Annotated in this window: 8 protein-coding genes; all 8 read left to right on the top strand. The window is 62.5% G+C overall.

Annotated features, from left to right (window positions below; genetic code table 11):
- Positions 1 to 42 precede the first annotated feature (42 nt).
- On the top strand, positions 43 to 1,923 hold the full coding sequence (locus FPJ27_RS14995; protein ID WP_204421642.1) for a contractile injection system tape measure protein: 1,881 nt from the start codon (positions 43 to 45) through the stop codon (positions 1,921 to 1,923).
- A complete protein-coding gene (locus FPJ27_RS14990) occupies positions 1,920 to 4,154 on the top strand; it encodes an ATP-binding protein (RefSeq protein WP_204421641.1) in 2,235 nt (744 codons plus the stop codon). Before FPJ27_RS14995 ends, FPJ27_RS14990 begins: the two co-directional genes overlap by 4 nt.
- A 70-nt stretch (positions 4,155 to 4,224) precedes the next feature.
- On the top strand, positions 4,225 to 5,109 hold the full coding sequence (locus FPJ27_RS14985) for a DUF4255 domain-containing protein (RefSeq protein ID WP_204421640.1): 885 nt from the start codon (positions 4,225 to 4,227) through the stop codon (positions 5,107 to 5,109).
- Between the two features lie 118 nt (positions 5,110 to 5,227).
- Complete coding sequence (locus tag FPJ27_RS14980; protein WP_204421639.1) at positions 5,228 to 5,614, top strand: putative holin; 387 nt, start codon at positions 5,228 to 5,230, stop codon at positions 5,612 to 5,614.
- Positions 5,611 to 5,988 (top strand): phage holin family protein, encoded by a 378-nt coding sequence (locus FPJ27_RS14975; protein WP_204421638.1) that lies wholly within the window; start codon positions 5,611 to 5,613, stop codon positions 5,986 to 5,988. The genes FPJ27_RS14980 and FPJ27_RS14975 overlap by 4 nt, the downstream gene beginning before the upstream one ends.
- A gap of 613 nt (positions 5,989 to 6,601) precedes the next feature.
- The gene (locus FPJ27_RS14970; protein ID WP_204421637.1) at positions 6,602 to 13,165 is read left to right on the top strand and encodes a cycle-inhibiting factor; all 6,564 of its coding nucleotides are present in this window, start codon (positions 6,602 to 6,604) and stop codon (positions 13,163 to 13,165) included.
- 233 nt (positions 13,166 to 13,398) lie between these two features.
- Positions 13,399 to 13,608 (top strand): hypothetical protein, encoded by a 210-nt coding sequence (locus FPJ27_RS14965; RefSeq protein ID WP_204421636.1) that lies wholly within the window; start codon positions 13,399 to 13,401, stop codon positions 13,606 to 13,608.
- Between the two features lie 253 nt (positions 13,609 to 13,861).
- Positions 13,862 to 20,443: a cycle-inhibiting factor gene (locus tag FPJ27_RS14960; protein ID WP_204421635.1), complete on the top strand. Its 6,582-nt coding sequence runs from the start codon at positions 13,862 to 13,864 to the stop codon at positions 20,441 to 20,443.
- Positions 20,444 to 20,747 lie beyond the last annotated feature (304 nt).

Raw genomic sequence — 20,747 nt, 5'->3', positions numbered from 1 at the left:
GATCGCTTGACGGTAAAACACAGTAAAGGAGAAGGAGTGCTCGTGAAACAAGCCCGTGTAGGACAAATCCGTTTTCGCCTGCACACATCGGGGCAACAGGCCGAGCCGGTGCAGCATCGCTGCAGCGCGTGGTTCCATGACGAAGGACGCGCGCCGCTCGAGACGCTGCTGACGGCGTGTGCGCTGGAACACGAGGCCGGATTGTTGATCGATCGTCTGACGCTTGAGGTGGGCGAGATTGCGCTATCGCGCTTTGAAACGGAGATGAGTGAACGCGTGATGAAGGCATTGGCAGAACAACTCCAGGGGTATCGCCAGGCCGTCGATGTATGCGGGGCTAACGGCACAGACGAGATGTCGTCGCGTGCCGGCTGGTACGCGAGTGCGGATGACGGGGGGGCGAGTGCGGAGCGGAACGGTGAGGGGGACGCGATGACACGCGCACCATCCGGCGCGCGCGCGGTGGATGCCTTCGCGCAACTGTTGCGCTATCTGGACACCGGCTACATGACCGACGCCCGACCGTGGTCGACGCGAGAGACACGTGAGCGCTGGTTGGCGACGGCATTTGAAGCAACTGTACAGGCGCCCGCTTCTGAAACGGTAGCACCGCCTCAGGTGGAACTGGCATTGCGCATGTTGCAGCCGCGCGCCCGACAACGGCTGGTGTCGACGTGGTCGGCTCCGGGCGTGTCCAGATTGATCGCCTGGCTGATTGCGCCGACGCGACTACCGATCCCGACCCAGCCTGACGGTGAGCGGCTACTGCCGCTGGCGGCCCTGATCGCCCTGCAGCAACACCCCGAGGCTGCGGCGCATTACGAACCCGTACTGTGGTCGGTGTCGCTCCCAAATGTGTCGCGCGGGAGCGCAACGTCGAGGGCCTTCACGAACGGACCGATCGGGACGGGCGCCGCGTCGCTCGCTGAGCGGCTTGACCGGGCAGGGACATCTTACGTATCCGGCCGGTCACAGCCGGTCACGGGTGCAACGCCCAGCGAAGCGCTTCCAGCACCGAGTGACGCGCCGGCATCGTCGTCTACCGACCCCACGCTCGACACCTGGCTCGACACGCTGCTGCGCACGCCCTTGTCGGCACCGCTGCGTGCGCAATTGCACGCCTGGTTGCTGGAGCCGGCGCATGCCCATCAGAAGACGCCGCGGGTGGTCAACCTGTCGGCGCCAGTGCGTCAACGGCTGCGCGCGGTGCTCGGCCTGCCTGCGCCCCGCACGACGTTGCACGTCAACCGTGCCGGTGCGTCGCCCACCGATCGGCCTGACACGGGGACGGCCACCGGCGGCGTACCCCATGCCACGCGCTCGGGCCCGTTGTCTGCTGAAGGGCGCGCGATGAGGCATGCCCCGGACGCCCGCGCGCCCGAATCGACCCCACGCACCCGTCCTGTCCCGACACCCGACGCGCGCGAGCCGTGGGCGGTATCGAACGCGGGCCTGGTGCTGCTGTGGCCGCTGCTGCCGAGCCTGTTCGCCCAGTTCGGCTGGGTCGAGGAAGGCCGGTTTGTGGACGACGCGGCCCGCTGGCAGGCGCTGAGCGCGCTGGACTGGCTGGCGTGGGGCGACCCGGAGCTGGCCGAGTGGCGCACGCCGTTCTCGCGCGTGTTGTGCGGGATCGCATGGGACGCACCGTTCGACGCAGAAGCGCTCGAGGCCGAGCAGCAGGCCGCGCTCGACACGTGGTTGGCTCAGATGTTTGGCGGGATTCCGACGCTGAACCGGTGCAGCGTGGGCGACCTGCGCGGGTTTTTCTTGCAAAGACCCGGGATGCTCGTGGATGACGAACGGGTGAGCGTGGCGGTGGAGGCGGACGCCACCGATGTGTTGTTGCATGGATTGCCGTGGCCGCTGACGCAGGTGATGCTGCCGTGGCTGCCGACTCCGATTGAAGTGGACTGGATCTCATGAAAACCCCTCTGATCGAATCGACCGGCGGCGCTGCCGCTGGCGAACACTCGCCGCGCACGAAGGCGCGACGCACCCGCCGCGCGCGGGACACGGCGACGCCGCCGCCGGCGACGACGACCGCGAACGCACCCGTTGCATTGAATGCGCTCGATGCACTTGGCCCCTGGCTCGAGTACGTGGACCACGTCATGCAAGGGATGCTGATGTGGCAACAACAGCACGCCGAGGATCGCTTCAATATGCAAGGGCTGTTGCAGCCGCCCGAAACGTTTGAGGCGAATCGTGCCCAGTTGCAAGGCACGCCGTACTGGATCCGTCAGCCTGCGGCGGCGCCGTGGCTCGAGGGACTGCAGCGACCGCCCGCGCAGGGACGGTTGGCCGAGGTGGTCGAGCGTTTTGCGCTCACGCCATTCGAGACGCTGGTGCTGGTGCTCTGCGCACTGCCGTTGTTCGAGCCGCGCTACGCGCCGCTGGTGGCCTACCTGCAGGGCGACGACAGCGCGAGCTGGCCGGGGATCGAACTGGCGTTGGCGCTTTTTAGCGCGATGCCGGCCGAGCGCATCGCGCATCGACAGATGTTGTGCGCGCAAGCGGGGACGCTGCTGCGCGAAGGGTTGGTGCATACGGCGGAGCGCAACGGACGATTTTCGACGCGAGGCGATGCGTATTACCTGCGCATCGACGATGCGGTCTTTCATTTTCTGAGCGGTGGGGCGGCCCAGGCGTTGCGCACGGGGCTCGGGGAGGCGGCGCAGTGGTGGCAGACCACGACGTTCTCGCCGCTGCGCGCAGGGGCGTGGGCGCCGTATGCGGACGAGATCGCGCGGGCGTGCTTCGTGCCCAACCCGCAGGGGGCGAGTACGCCGCTACTGATGCTGCAAGGAGGCCATGGCCGCGAGGCGCTGCTGGGGCAACTGGCGCACGACGCGGGGCGGCCGATGCTGGTGCTGGATCTGAGCCAGCTGCCTCAGGACGAGCAGGACGCGTGGGGGCTGCTGCGCGCGACGCTGCGCGCCGCGCGTCTGTACGCCTGCGTGCTGGTGCTGCGCCGATGGTCGGCCGGCCTGACGCGCCATCGGGCACTGCTGGAGGCGCTGGAGCCGTACCTGGCCGATCACGGGCAGCCGGTGGTGTGCCTGGTGTCGGCCGAGGAAGCGGGGGACGTGCTGGCGGGGTTGCCGCGGCTGTGCGTGACGCTGCCGCCGCGTACGACTCAGGACGACGCCCGGCTGCTGCAGGACAGCCTGGGGGACGATGCGGGCGAGGGCGATTGGGACTGGGCCCGCCTGCTCAGGCGCACGCGGGTGAATCCGGACGTGCTGGCGCAGACGTGGCGCGAAGCGCAGGGCTACCGGGCGCTGCGCGACCCGCAGGCAGCGCTCACGCAGCGCGACCTGCAGCAAGCGTTGCGGGTGCGGGGGCAGCAGCATTTCGGGACACTGGCGCAACGGGTACAGCCGCGGCGCACGTTCGACGATCTGATCATCGGCGACGCGCTAGGTGAGAACTTACGGGAGATCCTCGCGGCGATCCGGCAGCGCGAGGCGGTGCTCGATCGCGGCTTCGCGCGCAAGGTGGGGTACGGAACCGGGATCAGCGCGCTGTTTTATGGCGAGTCGGGTACCGGTAAATCGATGGCTGCGGAGGTGCTGGCCGGCGAGCTGGGGCTGGACCTGATCCGGGTGGACTTGTCGACGGTGGTGAACAAGTACATCGGGGAGACGGAAAAAAACCTGTCGAAGATCTTTGATCTGGCGGTGGCCGACACGGGGGTGCTGCTGTTCGACGAGGCGGACGCGTTGTTCGGCAAGCGCAGCGAGGTCAAGGATGCGCACGACCGGCACGCGAACATCGAGGTGTCGTACTTGCTGCAGCGACTGGAACAGTATCCGGGGCTGGTGGTGCTGACGACGAACAATCGCTCGCATCTGGATGATGCGTTCACGCGCCGGCTGACGTTTATCACGCGCTTCGATTCACCGGACGAGACGTTGCGCGAACGGATGTGGCGCGAGATCTGGCCCAAGCAGGTCAGCGTCGATGACTCGGTCGATTGGGCGCAATGGGCGTCGGCGACGACACTGACCGGTGCGGGGATTCGCAACGTGGCGCTGCTCGCGAGCTGGCTGGCGGCGGAAGAGGCGCGGGAGGTGACCCATGCGGATATCGAACGGGCGGTGCGTCGCGAGTTGGGCAAGACGGGGCGGATCATGCCGACGCTGGAGCAGTGATGACAATTGTGCGAACGGTTGAGTCGGCAAGGCTCGATAGACGGGTAAAGCAAGCGATGAGGACGAGATCATGGGACAGGGAAAAATGAATGCCAAAAGTGACGGGACACTGATCTTCTTGAACAAGGGGATTGAGGATGCACTCACAAAATATATCGATGGCACCATTAAAATTCGATTTGATATGGTCGATAAGGAAAACTTGCCAAATGACCCGACCATCTGTGTGTTTCTTTACGATATTCAGGAGGATCTGGAGTTGCGGCACGGTCAGCCGCGTGCTTATCAGGCGAGCGTGCATCAACTGGCGCCGCGACGGGTTCACATGCGCTGCTGCTATCTGCTGACCTACTGGGAACAATCAAAACCCACCCCGGTCCCGTATGACGGCCAACCGGTCCAGGTGATGAACACGGCGCTCAATGGGTTGCTGAACATGCGACTGGAGCACCTGCCGGCGGCGTACGTACAGGTGGTGGCGCCGTCGGAGCACCTGTCGAGTCTGGGGAATTTCTGGCAATCGCTGGGTGACAAGCCGCGTCTGTGCCTGAATTTTACGGTGACGATTCCGATTGAACTCGGGCTCGATCACGAAGATACCGTTCCGCCGGTGATGAGTACGGAGCTGGACGAAACGGACCCGCCGCCAGAGGGCTGGGAGGATCTCGACAAGGCACTGCATTTCAAGCGGGAATGGGTGACGGCGATGTTGAAGGCGTGCCCTGCCACCCAAACCGACTGGAATTCGGTGCGCGCCCAGCTGGCGCGTTTGCAGGTGACATGCGCGTACGTGGATGACAAAGGTGCGCCGCTACCGAAGCCGGCCATCAATCTGTCCGGCGGGCTCGATAGCAAGTTGTTTCCGTTGGTTGGCAGCACCGTCACGTCGGTAGCCGAACAGATGTCCGTGACGGTTGTTTCGACAAACTTGTACGAGGTCAAAGTCATCCAGTAGCGCAATGCCGAGATCCAGCCGGCCACGCCGGATTCGTGCACTCGGTTCGGCAGGGCCGCACAGGTATCGAATTCAGGTCGAGCATTCGGCCGCGAGAAATGTTCACAGGAGAATGAGCATGATGCAGTACGAGGCGTTTTGGCAATCCGTCTCGGGGTTTGGGTTACGGAATTGGCCACATTGGGACCTGACGTTGGTCAGTGGCGTGTTGTGTGGAGCGCTGGTGTTTCTGTTGCGCAGCCACGAACCGTCCTGGCCACGCAAGGTGGTGTATTTCGGGGTGTCGGTGGTGGGCGGCTTTGCGGTGACGCCGTCGGTCCAGGGCCATGCGGGCCTGCCGGAGTGGTTGGCGGCGTTCTTGACGGCGGCGGCGATCGTGACCCTGGCGACCGTGGTGCTGGACTGGTCGGAGAAGTCGGTGCCGAACCTGTTGACGCAGGCCGTGCAGCGCTTTATCGGCAGTAGCCGGGGGCACGACACAACAGATGATGGGAGCAAACAATGATGGATGAGCTGATGATGTACTTCCACGCGCACGGTGTGTGGGACTTGCTGCTTTTGTGGATCAATGGGGCGCTGGCGAGCGGGATTTTTGCGATTCTGCTGTTCGCTTATCGCGGTGCAGCGTCTCCCCATATTGCCTTGACCTGGTATGAACGGGGCGCGCGGTTTCTGCTGGTGGCGGCGTACGGTGTGCTGGCGGTCCGAGTGTGGTTGGGTTGGTACTACACCCCTGTGGAGCCCACGCATGTCGCGGTGAACGCCTTGGTGCTGGCGCTGGTGGTGATGGCCCATGGAGATGTGGCGGTGATTATCCGGGCGCTGCGCCAGATGCGGGCGACGCGCGAGTCAGTCCTGACGGAGCACAAGGCAACGTAAAGGCGTGGGAGTCGACGGCTACGCCGACCTGGGTAACGAAAGGACGGGAAGAACAAATCCCGTCAGCATGCAAGCGCGCAAGGCGCCGTCGCTGGACGGGTTCCTGCATGATTTCCGGGGATACGCCGGATGCCGTCGACCACGCTGGCGCTCGAGATTCCGATGCAGCGTGCGTTGATCTATCAGACGCACGCACGGGGCCGCCTGCGCATCAGGCGAGGTTTGTGGCGCGCTTGTCCCGGCATGACCGAGGCAGTTGCCGATCGGAGGGGAGGTGGCAAGCGCGCCTGTTATCGGCGCGTTGATGCGGTGAGGGACAGGATCCCTGGGGGGATCGTGACAAACACGGTACGTGTGGCAGGAAAGATCGAGGAAGCGGCATGATGGAGTGAGTAGGTGTACTAATAGAGTGGAAAATATAATTGAAAATACATAAGCATGAATTTCATGTAAGACGGGGCGTGGCGGGGGACAACAAATGGATGAAGGGGGCAAGAGTACAGGTCGCATACCTGACAAGTGATTTGACCACGTGTTGGTCCGGGCCGGTCGGTACGGTCATGCAGGCGTTTGTGAATTTGGCGCTGCGGGTCACGGCAGCAAGGGTGGGACGATGAAGTCCATCCTGAGACAAACGCACGAGCAGGCATCGCAGACGCCGCGTGAGCGGCGACGGGTGACATGGGGGCCGATTTCGTATGCTGGGCCAGAGGCGCACGCCGAGTCGAACGAACGTTCCGTGCCGCGTGCGGCGCTGAATGCGATTCATCGCCGGGCGAGCCAGGAGGAGGCGCCGGCAGGGGACGAGTCGACGCAGAGTGAGTCGACGCAGGACGAGTCGACACAAGACGGGGCGCGGCCCAATGAGAGCGGTCGCAGACGAGCCCGGGCGCGCCGGGACCGCAGGCATCGTCGGCAAGTGTTGAACGCGCTGGTGGCCGCGGCCGAGCAAGCGTTGTTGAGTGCGGATCCGGGTGCGGCCGATCAGTGGAAGGAGGCTCGACGTGTGAGCCCCGCGCGGGTGAAGGGGGGGCGGTCCTTGATGCGCGAGTTTGCGCGGGCGTGGCTGCAAGAGGCGCTCGATGATTTGGGCGGCCTGTTCATGGTGTACAGGCAGGAGGTGGAAGAGAGGATTGTGTCGGAGCTGGTGGAGGTGTTCTTACGCCATCCGGTGAGGACGATGTGGCTGGCGCAGATTGATCGAGCGGTGGGCGAGCGCGATCCGCAGGCGGTGGAGAAGTGGGGGCAGTTTTTGCAGAAGGCGCGCGGCGACGCGTATCAGGCGGTTTCGCTGATCCCGTCGTGGCGGGATGTGGTGGGGGCGTTCCAGGATATCTGGACGACGCTGCGGGGGAGCGCGTCGCAGGACCGGCCCACGTCGGACGAGGCGCAAGCGGATACGGACGAGGAGAAAGTACCGGACGCCGGTGCGCCGTGGGGGGCAGAAGCAGAGGATGTGGCGCCGGTGGGGCTCACGCCGTTTCAGATGCGCCCGAGCGTGGTCAAAGTGCTGTTCGAGCTGGCGAATCAGTGGGGGGTGGTGGGCGAGCGGCCCGGTCGCGAGCGTTATGCGCAGGCCGATCCGCCGAGCTGGGGGCGCGCCGAGCCGAGTCTGCCGCAGTCCGATCGCCCGCCGATCCGGATGAGCACCCTGGATGCGCAGGAGCTGAGTCGCAAGCAGAAGCAATTTAGGGGTGTGCGTGAGCAACCGGCGTGGGTGGCGCAATGGACTGGGACGTTACAGCGATGGGGGGCGGATGTGTTGACGGGTCAAGGCAGGGCGGCGGAGGGTACACAGGATCAATCGGTGCCGGTCAACGCGGCGACCCCGGTCTTTGGCCAACTGAAACCCGTGGTGCCGCTGGCGCGCGGATATATGAATCAGCTGCACCATCGCCAGCTGACGGGACAGTCACGCGCGGTTGCGCAATCCGGGAACGGTGCCTGGGGCATGCCGGGGGCGAGTGGGACCTATTTGGTTCCGGTGGTGCCTGCATTACCGACACCCGAGGCAGCGGCTCCAGTCACGGACGAAGAGACGAAATGGCGGTACTTGAACAAGGGCTTGACGCTAACGGAATACGTGGCGAAGCACGGGACGTCTGACGGATATATCCGGACTTGGCCTGCCTTGCTGGACCAGGGCGACGAGATGGGTGCGCCGTTGCGTCAGGTCTTGCTTGAGGCACGGCTGAAGACAATTTTCGGGAGCGCCTCGGCGACGTTGGGGGCGCAGGATTCGGTGACGTACCGGTATGGCGACGTCGTGAAGGACATGACGCTGCTCGAGGCGATGGCGTATCCCAATGGGACGCTCACGTATCCATCCGGTACCACGGAGGCGGTGACGACTCGACTGGAGCAGCTGCGTCTGGCGGAGGCGGACACGCAATGGGCGATGTTGATTGAACGTTTCACCCAAGATGCGTATCTGCAGCTCGCACGCGCGAATGCGCCGATCCTGAATCCGTTGTCGTGGATTGACCAATGGGTGCGCCGCACCACGGCGGCCGAACAGGCACGCCTGGGCATGTCCGAGCCGATTGCCCCGGATCAATGGATCGAGGTGGGCTATCGCCTGCGTATCGCCGCGAATGTGCAGGCCCTGCATCACCGGGTGGAGCCCACGCTGACCAAGCGGTTCCAGTGGCGCGAATTGGCTACCGGATGGCACCAGCCGCTGCTGGTGCAACACGAGATTGTGTCATATGGCGGTGATGCGCGCATGTCGGCGCTGGTGGAGGCGGTGGTCGGCCAGGTGAGCGGACTGGAGGCCGAGATGCAACAAGCCCTGAAGCAGTATCGGCAGAACGAGCCGGCGAAGCAGGCCGCGCAGGGCGCACTGACCAATCAGATTTATGCTCTGGCGCTGACGTTGCTTGATCAACCCGGAGTGAACGAGGCCATTCGGACCACCGTGCGTGATTTTATGGGGCAACGCGTGTCGGCCAGGCACGGGCTGACGTATCGCGGCCAGCGTTTATTGGGGGTGTATTACCTGCCGGTGGGCTCGGATGGGGTGGCGGGGATCCTGTTCAGTTCCCACCAGGATAAGCCGGTCATCGTCCGTCAAGGTGCGCGTACGCTTCGTGACGACGTGGAGGGTACGTCATTGCAGATGTCCGATGCGATATTGCGGTTCAAGGACGAATCGAAGGTCAAGCAGTGGCTGGCCTCGCACATTGCGCTGAGCGCGGCGAAGCCGGACGTGATGGAAAAGTTCCTCGACTACGATGTGAAAACCACTCGACGGTATAAGCGCACGCTTGCATTGCTGAACACGTCCGGGGACCGGAAAGTCGAGGCGACCTATCCGATTAAGTTTGGCGAGTCCATGACGATGGAGCAGTTGCCACAGAGCCTGTTGCAGGATCTGTTCACCCGCCTGGAATCCGATATTGACACGTTACTTTATACCAAGGGAGAACTCCACCTGGCGCAGGTGGGACATTTGCTGAGCCACCTCTCGACGTTGTATCGCGTCGCCGGCGCCCTCTATGGGCCAAGCTCGTCGTGGATGGCCAATCTGTTGTTTTGGGGGGGAGACCTGGGCGTGGAAGTGGGGGCGGCGTACCTTCAGCGTGAGGGGGCGGCTACCCTGGCGGAGCAAAAGACCCACAATGAACAGATTCGCCAGGCAATCGCGTCCAGCGTCGTGGGCCTGATCCTGTTTTTGGCGCCACCGGTGATCAAGGCAGGCGCGCTGACGGCCAATGCTGCGATCAAGCGGATTTATACCGCGGATAATCTGCGCCACGCGATGGAGATATACAACCTGTTCAAGCGAAAGCATACGTCGTTTGCGACCACGTTCAAGAACATGCGGTGGTCCGCCGCGAGTCCGGTGGTCAGAATGAAGGTGCTGCGCAACGAACTGGTGCCGTTTGCGCAACCGGTGTTGGGCGCGCGTGCGCGCGGTGAGGCGTCGGTCAACTGGATCGATATCCTGATTGACGAACACGGGTATGACGATCTGGCCGGCGCCCTGGCGGGCAACCGGCAAAAAATCGAGGCGCACGCACGCGCCTACGGCGAAGTCGTCGATCTGATTGAGGATCGTATCGCGACGCCGTTGCCGAAAGAATATTACGTGTCGAAGTCGGGTGACGCCTTTCAGGAGGCGGCTCGATGGCTGACGCAGCAGATCGATTCCACGTCCTATACCAGTATGTGGATCGACTCCTACACGCACACGGAAGCGCAGCAGCTCGAACATCTGCTGACCAAGTATCTGCAAGCCGATTTGAGCGAGGCGACATCGCTGGACGGTTTCCTGCACGATTTCTGGGGATACTTCGGGATGCCGTCGACCGCGCTGCCGCTCGAGATTCCGATGCAGCGAGCGTTGATGCATCAGACGCAGGCGCAGATGCGTTCACTGGGTGCGGATCATCGGGCAGAAGTTCTGTATGAGCTGATTCATGGGATATCGGACGATGAGCGGGCCGCGTTGGTGGCCCTCACGCTGACACGCTTGCAGGCGAATCCCGGAAAGTTTGATGCCCTCAGTCATGAGGGCATGCGACACCTGACACGCGTGGGAACGAAAAAGCGGTGCAAGGGTACGGCGCCGCCATCTTGCGTGCCGTCAACGAGCGTCGAATCCAATTCGGGTGTGGAAGCCGAGCGGCAACGCATGAAGCAACGTGTGCTGGCGCAGGATCAGCAGCCGGCCGACGACGCGATGCTCTGGCACGATGACTGGCAGCATCGCATCGTGGAGCGCGATCCGGGAGAGATTATCCGGCAGGCCAGCGCGGCCCAATCGGAGGTGCGGGACAGAATCAAGGGCTTTGGATTGTCGCCCGCCGAGCAGAGCGGGATGATGCAGGCCTATGGGGTGGCGGTGGCTGGCACATCGGTGACCGGGCCGGTAAGCGGTATCCGTGCCCGGGATTTGTTCAAGCTGATGGTCGAGGAAAAAGGGGCGGTGGATCCCACGGATCTGCCGGCGGTAAGCGGCGACGACAAAGTGGGCGCGCTCCTGGATAACCTGGATACCCAAAAGCACTATGCCTTGCTGGTCGACGATGCCCGGTTGGGGTTCCAATATCTGGTGATGACGGGGCCGTCGGTCGATGGGTATATGGCGTCGATCATGCGGCTCGAGCTTGGGGAGACACTGCCCGCACTGAAATATTCGGACTGGATGCAACCGCGCGCACGCGACACGCTCCCGCTTCAAACGCTGAAGCGCCTGTTGTCGTCGACCATGAAGGATTTGTCGATTGCCGTTCAGGATGAACTGTTTGCACGTGTGCTGGAGCTGAAGCAGAACCCCCGAGCGCTGGTGCGGGAGTCGAACGGCAAAACGATTGTGGACATGACCAAGCCGGTGAGTGTGCAGGGCATGGAATTTGATCCTGCCCAGCAGGCGGTCAACGTGGGGATTCTGGCGCGCAAGATGCTGGTGTATCTGCTTGCGCAGGAACTGGAGCAGCATGGCGCGATCAAGCAGTACCTGGTGCAGCCCGCGCTGCCGAGCGAGGATGCCGCCCAGCGCATTGCAGCGGCGCTGCCTGCTCAGTACAAGACCAGTATCGTCATGCTCGATGTCTGGGAGAGGCCGCTGGACACCCAACCCGGCAATCATGTGGCGACGCAAATTGAATTGGGTAGCAAGCGGTATGTCATCGATGCGTCGCTCGGGCAGGTCTCGGGACTGAGTCATTATCGGCAGCAGGTTTATATCGGGCCGCGCTCGGACTGGATCGCGATGATGTTGCAGGCCCAGCCGAGGGGTCTGGCGACGCTGCAAACCGTGCCGGCCGACCAGTACCATGCGCCGGTGGTGACGCTCGACTTGTATCCGGCGCATATCGGTGCCGATCGGGAGGTGCTGCGCGAAACGTCCTGGTATGCGAGCAGCCAAAGCGCCTATGGGATCGCGCATACTGAGCGCGCGATGTTTCAGGACAAGTTTGCTGCTGCGGCGGCCGGACGTTGGCGCCAGCATGGCGAGGCGCTGCGTGCCATCGATGACGCGGCGTTAAAGGATCTGGTCAATCCGCTCAAGTTCAATCGAAATGCGATGGGACTGCGCTCGCACCAGGAGGTCAAGAGCGATATCGGCGCGTTGTGGAGCGAGCACGACGATTTGGTCGAAGACTTCGACGGGTTTTGCAATGGTCTCGTCATGAAGGTGCCTGCGGATCAGGTCACGGAACTCGATGGGCTGATCAGGAAGAACCAAAACCTGATCGAAGCGGCCAAGGGGGATAACGAGGATCGGAAAAAGCGGCTGTCGGGCTTGCTGAAGCGGGCGATCGAGCTGCAGGTGAAGCGCCAGCAACTGACGAAATGGAGTGAGTCGGCGCGGCTGAGTCGAGGCGACGTGTCGGTGCTGGCGGGTAGAGGTCTGGTGAGCACGATATCGCCGACGATGACACCCACGTCCCTGCAGTTCACTCTGTTGCGTCACGACAAGGTGGCCAACGAACTCCAGGCGAAGCCATTTGATCCTGCCACGCTGGAGTCGGGCGGGGCATACGAGGGGGTGCTGTCGACGTTTGACGGTTCGCAAGTGAGCTCGATGGAAGCCAATGTCCCGTTGGGATACTACTGGGGCGGCGATCATCAGCTGGAAAGTCGCGTCAAATTCCTGGAGGTCAATAACGGACACTCGGGGACTGTTGCGCTCAAGATCCCGTTGGCCCAAATGCGTCAGGGTGAGCCGCTCGTCATAACATCGGGGGCATTGAGCGGCTGCACCATGGTTTATGCGCAACAGGGCTCGGATCTGTACGTGTTTCACACGGGGCAAGATACGGGGGACAAGGCGTGGCACACCGGGGTCGAAGGGGTGCGCAACATGGCCGAGGCGGTCAGACGCATGGCTGATCCGTCCATCCCGGTCACGACCGAGGATATCCGAACAAACGATGACCTGGGGAAGCTGTTCAAGTCGTTTGATCGGACGATGATTACCTTTTTCGGTAAAGAAGGCACACGCGTGAACCCGGCGGCGCTGCCGGACAATGTCCAGGTATTTGACTACAACCAATCTCCCACGCCGATCGTCGGCCGACTGGGTTACAGCCATGCACTGGTCTATCGCGATGCAGGCGGAGTGCATGTGCGTGGCGTGTCCGAGGATATGGAGATTATGCCGAACCGGCGTAAGCAAAAAGTGCTGGAATCGCTGACATGGAAACTGGATGGGGGACGTGAGTCGTGAGTAAGGGGCGTGTTGTTGGGTAGCAGTCAGCGATAAAAGTGTTTGTGTATCGATATTTTGGGTGAGTTGGATGAAGAGTTAACGAATAGTAGTACTAAAAAGTTGGGTAGCGCCTGATGAGCCAGGTCGGGAATAACGCTGCGTCAACCGGCGACGGTGGGCGCTAGCGCGGCTGAGGACTGAAGCCGATCACGTTTGCGGACAACGGCCGCGCGTGCGGTCAGGTATTGGGGGTGGACTTGCTGCTGCACCCTGAGTGGCGGGAACAGGCTGTGTCTGCTGCGCGCTCGGCGCAATGGTTCTGGCTGGCGCATGGCTGGACGCGTATGCGGACCGGGGAGATGGGGTGGGGAACCATGCGCGTGATCAATGGGGCGGCGATGGAGTCTGGGCTGCCGCGTGAGGCACGCTGGATTCAGGTCGGACAGGTGCTGAAGGTGTGAGTGCGGTGAGTGGGTTCGGCTGTCGGTGACGGCCGGACATGAAATGGATTAGCGAGACGACATCATGATGATGGTCATTCAGACAGGGTTGAGTGGTGCGATGGAGTGTGCGGTGCACCAGCGGAAGGCGGTTGCGGTACTGATGGGGTTGAACATCGTGACATTGGCGATGGGTACGCGCGCGGCATGGCCGGTTCGCGTGGCGTGCTTGCCGCAGGCCCGCTCACTCGGGTCGTGACAGGAAGACGGGACCATGAACCCCATCAGCATACAAGGACACGAGGAGGCATCGGGGACGTCGCGCGAGGGGCGCCATGTGAGATGGGCGCCGCTGCCGGGGGAGGTGGATGAGTCGGGCTCGCACCCGGATGAGCGTTCATTGCCGCGGGCGGCGCTGAATGCGATTCATCGCCGGGCGAGCCAGGAGGAGGCGCCGGCAGGGGACGAGTCGACGCAGAGTGAGTCGACGCAGGACGAGTCGACCGAAGGCGGGGCGCGGCCCAATGAGGGCGGTCGCAGACGAGCCCGGGCGCGCCGGGACCGCAGGCATCGTCGTCAAGTGTTGAACGCGCTCGTGGCCGCGGCCGAGCAAGCGTTGTTGAGCGCTGATCCGGGTGCGGCCGATCAGTGGAAGGAGGCTCGACGTGTGAGCCCCGCGCGGGTGAAGGCGGGGCGGTCCTTGATGCGCGAGTTTGCGCGGGCGTGGCTGCAAGAGGCGCTCGAGGATTTGGGCGGCCTGTTCATGGTGTACAGGCAGGAGGTGGAAGAAGGGATTGTGTTGGAGCTGGTGGAGGTGTTCTTACGCCATCCGGTGAGGACGATGTGGCTGGCGCAGATTGATCGAGCGGTGGGCGAGCGCGATCCGCAGGCGGTGGAGAAGTGGGGTCAGTTTTTGAGGACGGCGCGCGGCGACGCGTATCAGGCGGTTTCACTGATCCCGTCGTGGCGGGATGTGGTGGGGGCGTTCCAGGATATCTGGACGACGCTGCGGGGGAGCGCGTCGCAGGACCGGCCCACGTCGGACGAGGCGCAAGCGGATACGGACGAGGAGAAAGTATCGGACGCCGGCGCGCCGTGGGGGGCAGAAGCAGAGGATGAGGCGCCGGTGGGGCTCACGTCGTTTCAGATGCGCCCGAGCGTGGTCAAAGTGTTGTTCGAGCTGGCGAATCAGTGGGGGGTGGTGGGCGAGCGGCCCGGTCGCGAGAGTTTGCATCCGGGACGCTATGCGCAGGCCGATCCGCCGAGCTGGGGGCGTGACGAGGCGAGTCTGCCGCAGTCCGAACGCCGCCCGCTCTGGATGAGTGTACCGGAGGCGCATGCGGATCGGGAGCTGCGCAGCAAGTGGGGGCAACTTCGGGGCGTGCGTGAGCAATCGGCGTGGGTGGCGCAATGGACCGAGACGTTACAGCGATGGGGAGTGGATATGTTGACGGGTCAAGGCAGGGCGGCTGAAGGTACACCGGGTCAATCGGTGCCGGTCAACATGATGCCCCTGGTCTTTGGCCAACTGAAACCCGTGGTGCCGCTGGCGCGCGGATATATGAATCAGCTACTCCATCGCCAGCTGACGGGACAGTCACGCGCGGTTGCGCCCCCCGAGAGCGCAGTCTGGGGGATACCGGGGGCGAGCGGCGCATCGGTGGCGGATCATCGCGCAGCCCGTTTATCCCGGGCGTTACCCGCGGCCGGCGCCACTGCGCCGGTGGGGGATGACGAGACGATGTTGCGTTATTTGAACAAGGGGCTGACGCTGGCGGAATATCTGGTGAAGCACGGGAGCGCCAAGGGATTCGTCTGGAGGTGGCCTGCCTTGCTGGACCAGGGGGACGAGATGGGGGCGCCGTTGCGGCAGACCTTGCTTGAGGCGCAGCTGAAGACAATTTTCGGGGCCGCCCCGGCGACGATAGGGGTTCAGGATTCGGTGACGTACCGGAATGGTGACATCGTGAAGGACATGTCGCTGCTCGAGGCGATGGCGTATCCCAATGGGACGCTCACGTATCCATCCGGTACCACGGAGGCGGTGACGACTCGACTGGAGCAGCTGCGTCTGGCGGATGCGGACACGCAATGGGCGATGTTGATTGAACATGCCGCGCGCGATGCGCGCGCGCAGTCTTCGCGCGCGAATGCGCCGATCCTGAACCCGTTGTCGTGGATTGACCAATGGGTGCGTCGCACCACGGCGGCCGAACAGGCACGCCTGGGCATGTCCGAGCCGATTGCCCCGGATCAATGGATCGAGGTGGGCTATCGCCTGCGTATCGCCGCGAATGTGCAGCCCCTGCATCACCGGGTGGAGCCCACGCTGACCAAGCGGTTCCAGTGGCGCGAATTGGCTACCGGATGGCACCAGCCGCTGCTGGTGCAGCACGAGATTGTGTCGTACGGCGGCGATGCGCGTATGCCGGCGCTGGTGGAGGCGGTGGTCGGCCAGGTGGGCGGGCTGGAGGCCGAGATGCAACAGGCCCTGAAGCAGTATCGGCAGAACGAACCGGCGAAGCAGGCCGCGCAGGGTGAGCTGACCAAGCGGATTCAGACTCAGGCGTTGACCCTGCTCGACCAGCCCGGGGTGAACGAGGCGGTGCGCACGGCGGTAAGCGATTTCCTGAAGCAGCGGGTGCAGGCCCAGCACGGGCTGACATATCGCGGCCAGCGCTTATTGGGGGTGTATTACCTGCCGGTGGGCTCGGAAGGGGTAGCGGGAATCCTGTTCAGTGCCCACCAGGACGACCCGATCATCATCCGTCAAGGTACGCGCACGCTTTATGACAACGTGTGGGGCACGTCATCGGCGATGTCCGACGCGATATTGCCGTTCGAGGACGAATCGAAGGTCAGGAAATGGCTGGCCGCGCACATCGCATTGAGTGCGGCGAAGCCGGAGATGATGGAAAAGCCCGTCGACTACGATGTGACAACCGTTGTGCCGCTCAGTGTGTTGAGTGTACAGATCGGCCCGCGCGCCAGCGGGAAGCTCAAGGCGGACTATCCGATCGCGTTTGGTGAGTCCAAGACGCTGGAGCAGTTGCCAGCGAAGCTGCGTGAGGATCTGCTCACCCGCCTGGAATCCGACATTGACACGTTACTTTATACCAAGGACGAACTCCATCTGGCGCAGGTCGGGCATCTGCTGAGCCACCTCTCGACGTTGTATCGCGTCGCCGGGATCATCTATGGGCCGGGTGCCTCGTGGCTGGCCAATCTGTTGTTCTGGGGGGTGGATTCCGGCGTGGAAGTGGGGGCGGCGTACCTTCAGCGTGCTGGCGCGGCCACCGTGGCGGAGCAAAAGACCCACGATGAACAGATTCGCCAGGCAATCAGATCGAGCGTCGCAAGCCTGGTCATGATTCTGGTGCCGCCGGTAGTCGCGGTGGGAAAGCAGGCGGCCAATGAGGCAATCAGGCGGATTTATACCGCGGATAATCTGCACCAGGCGATTGAGATATACAACCTGTTCAAGCAAAAGCATACGTCGTTTGCGACCGCGTTCAGGAACATGCGGTGGTCTGCATCGAGTCCGGTGGTCAGAACGAAGGTGCTGCGCAACGAACTGGTGCCGTTTGCCCAACCGGTGTTGGGCGCGCATGCGCGCGGTGAGGCGTCGACCCACTGGATCGACGCGCTCATTGACGAACACGGGTATGACGATCTGGCCGACGCGGTGGTGGGTAACAAACGCGGCGTCGAGGCGCAGGCACGTGCCTATGGTGGCGTCGTCGATCTGATCCAGGATCGCATCGCAACGCCTTTACCGAAGCAATACTATGTGGCGAAGGTTGGTGAGCCTTTTCATCAGGCAGCCCAATGGTTGACGCAGCAGATTGAGGCGACGTCATTTATCAGTCTGTGGGTCGACTCCTACACGCTCACCGAGGCGCAGCAACTCGAACGCTTGTTGATCAAGCATCTGCATGCCGATTTGAGCGAGGCGACATCGCTGGACGGTTTCCTGCACGATTTCTGGGGATATTTTGGGGCGCCGCCAACGCAGATGCCGCTGAAGCTTCCGATGCAGCGAGCATTGATCCATCAGACGCAGGCGCAGATGCGCTCACTGGGTGCGGATCATCGGGCAGAAATTCTGTATGAATTGATTCTCGGCATCTCGGACGATAAGCGGGCCGCGTTAGTGGCCCTCACGCTGGCACGCTTGCAGGCGAATCCCGGCAAATTCCATGCGCTCAGTCATGAAGGCATGCAACACTTGACCCGCGTAGGAAAGCACGCGCGGTGCAAGGGTGCTGCGCCGCAAGCGTGTGTGCCCTCGGCCTCGGTCGATTCCAGTCAGCAGGCTGTTGAGCAACGCGTGCTGGCGCAGGATCAGACCGACAATGCGATGCCGTGGCGTGCTGACTGGCAGCATCGCATCGTGGATCGTGATCCGGGAGAGATCATCCAGCAGGCCAGGACGGCCCAGGCGGACGTGCGGGAGCGGATCCAGGGATGGGGTTTGTCGCCCGCCGAGCAGAGCGAGATGATGCAGGCCTACGGGGTGGAGGCGCCCGGTGGCGCATCCGCATCCGTGACCGAGCCGGTCAGCGGCATCGGCGCCCGGGATTTGTTCAAGTTGACGGTCGAGGAACATGGGGCGGTGGATCCCACGCATCTGCCGGCGGTGAGCGGCGACGATAAAGTGGGCGCGCTTCTGGATAACCTGGATATTAAAAAGCACTATGCCTTGCTGGTCGACGATGCCCGGTTGGGGCTCCAGTATCTGGTGGTGGTAGGGCGCACAGTCGATGGGTACGTCGCCTCGGTGATGCAGTCCAATCTGGGGGAAACGCTGCCCGCCCTGCAGCATTCGGACTGGATGCGACCGCGTGCACGCAGCATCATGGCCCTTCAAACGCTGAAGCGCCTGTTGTCGTCCGGGATGAAGGATCTGCCGATTGACGTTCAGGATGCACTGCTTGCGCATGTGCTGGATCTGAACCAGAACACCCGCACCCTGGTGCGGGAGTCGAACGGCAAAACGATTGTGGACATGACCAAGCCGGTGAGCGTGCAGGGTATGGAATTTGATCCTGCCCAGCAGGCCATCAACGTGGGCATCCTGGAGCGCAAGATGGCGGCGCATTTGCTTGCGCGCGAACTGGAGCGCCATGGGGAGATCAGGCAGTACCTGGCGCAGCCCGCGCTGCAGCACCGGGATACCGCCCAACGCGTGGCTGCGGCGCTGCCTGCTCAGTACAAGGTCAGTATCGTTACGCTCGATGACTGGAGAAAACCGCAGGAGGTCAAACCGGGCAATCACGTGGCGACCCAGGTCGAAGTGGGTGGAGAGCGATATATCATCGATGCGACGCTCGGGCAGATCCCGGGGCTGAGTCACTATCGGCAGCAGGTTTATATCGGACCGCGCTCGGACTGGGTCGCGATGATGTTGCAGGCCAAGCCGGTGGGTCTGGTGACGCTGAAAACCGTGCCGGTCGACCAGTACCGTGCGCCAGTGGCGACGCCCGAGTTGTATCCCGCGCATATCGGTACCGATCGGGAGGTATTGCGCGAAACATCCTGGTATGCGAGCAGCCAAAGCCCGTACGGGCTCGCCCATCTCGAGCGTGCGATGTTTCGGGATCAGTTTGCCGCGACCCCGATGGGGCGCTGGCCCCAGCATGGCGAGGCGCTGCGTGCCATTGACGACGAGGCGTTGAAGGACCTGGTCAATCCGCTCAAGTTCGATCGGAATGCGATGGGACTGCGCTCACACAAGGACGTCAAGAAAGATATCGGCGCATTGTGGAGCGAGCAGGACGATCTGGTTGAAGACTTCGACGGGTTTTGCAATGACCTCGTCATGAAGACGCCCGTGGATCAGGTTACGGAACTCGATGGGCTCATCATGAAGAATAAAAACCTGATCGAAGCGGCCAAGGGGGATAACGAGAATCGCAAGAAGCGGCTGTCGGGCTTGCTCAAGCGTGCGATCGAGCTGCAGGTGAAGCGCCAGCAGCTGGCGCAGTGGAGTGAGTCGGAGCGGCTGAGTCGAGGCGACGTGTCGGTGCTGGCGGGTAGAGGGCTGGTGAACGCGATGTCGCCGACGATGACGCCTACATCCCTGCAGTTCACTCTTCTGCGTCACGACAAGGTGGCCAACGAACTCCAGGCCAAGCCGTTTGAATCCTTGATGCTCACGTCGGGCGGGGCATACGAAGGTTTGCTCACGAGTTTTGACGGATCGCAAGTGAGTTCGATGGAAGCCAATGTCCTGTTGGGGCACTACTGGGGGGGCGATCATAAACTGGAAAGTCGCGTCAAATTCCTGGAAGTCAGTAACGGTCGTTCGGGGACCGTCGCGCTCAAGATCCCGCTGGCACAAATGCGTCAGGGCGAGCCGTTGGTCATCACGTCGGGTGCGCTAAGCGGCTGCACCATGGTTTATGCGCAACAGGGCTCGGATCTGTACGTGTTTCACACGGGACAGGATGCGGGCGACAAGGCGTGGCATACCGGGGTCGAGGGCGTACGCAACCTGGCGGATACGGTCAGGCGCATTGCCGATCCGTCCATCCCGGTACCGGGTTCGGATATCCGGATAAATGATGATCTCGGGAAATTGTTCAAGTCCTTCGATCAGACCGTGATCACCTATCTGGGGAAGGCTGGAACGAAAATTAATGCGAATAATCTGCCGACGAACGTTCGGGCATTCGATTACAACAGAGTATCCAGGCCTAGAGTCGGGCGACTGGGCTACAGCTATGCGCTGGTGTATCGAGACGCGACAGGCGTGCATGTGCGCGGCCTGTCCGAGGATACCGTGATGGTGCCGAATAAGCGGGAGCAGAAGGTATTGGGATCGATGACCTGGGCGCTAAAAAATCAGTCGTGAGGTGTCGGAGGGCTTTGGTGTGAGTCGGCATCGGCATCGGTGTAGGGGTAATCGCAACCGTTGATCCGGTGATGGACAGGATCCATCGCCGGATCGAAACCAACGCAATAGATGTAGTAGGGAAGATAGAGGAAGCGGCATGATGTAGTGAGTAGGTGTACTAATGGAGTGGAAAATATAATTGAAAATACATCGACGTGAAGTCCAGGTGTGTGAGGCCATAACGGGGGAAAAGAAATGGATTGGGGAGACATTTGAACGGAAATGGATTGAGAAGACATTCGCACCGGCTGTGCGCCTGATA

Origin of the sequence: Burkholderia sp. MS455, assembly GCF_016899445.1 — a bacterium.
Taxonomy (GTDB): domain Bacteria; phylum Pseudomonadota; class Gammaproteobacteria; order Burkholderiales; family Burkholderiaceae; genus Burkholderia; species Burkholderia pyrrocinia_C.
The sequence above is the reverse complement of the archived record's forward strand: the minus strand, read 5'-3'. Positions and strand labels throughout refer to the sequence as shown.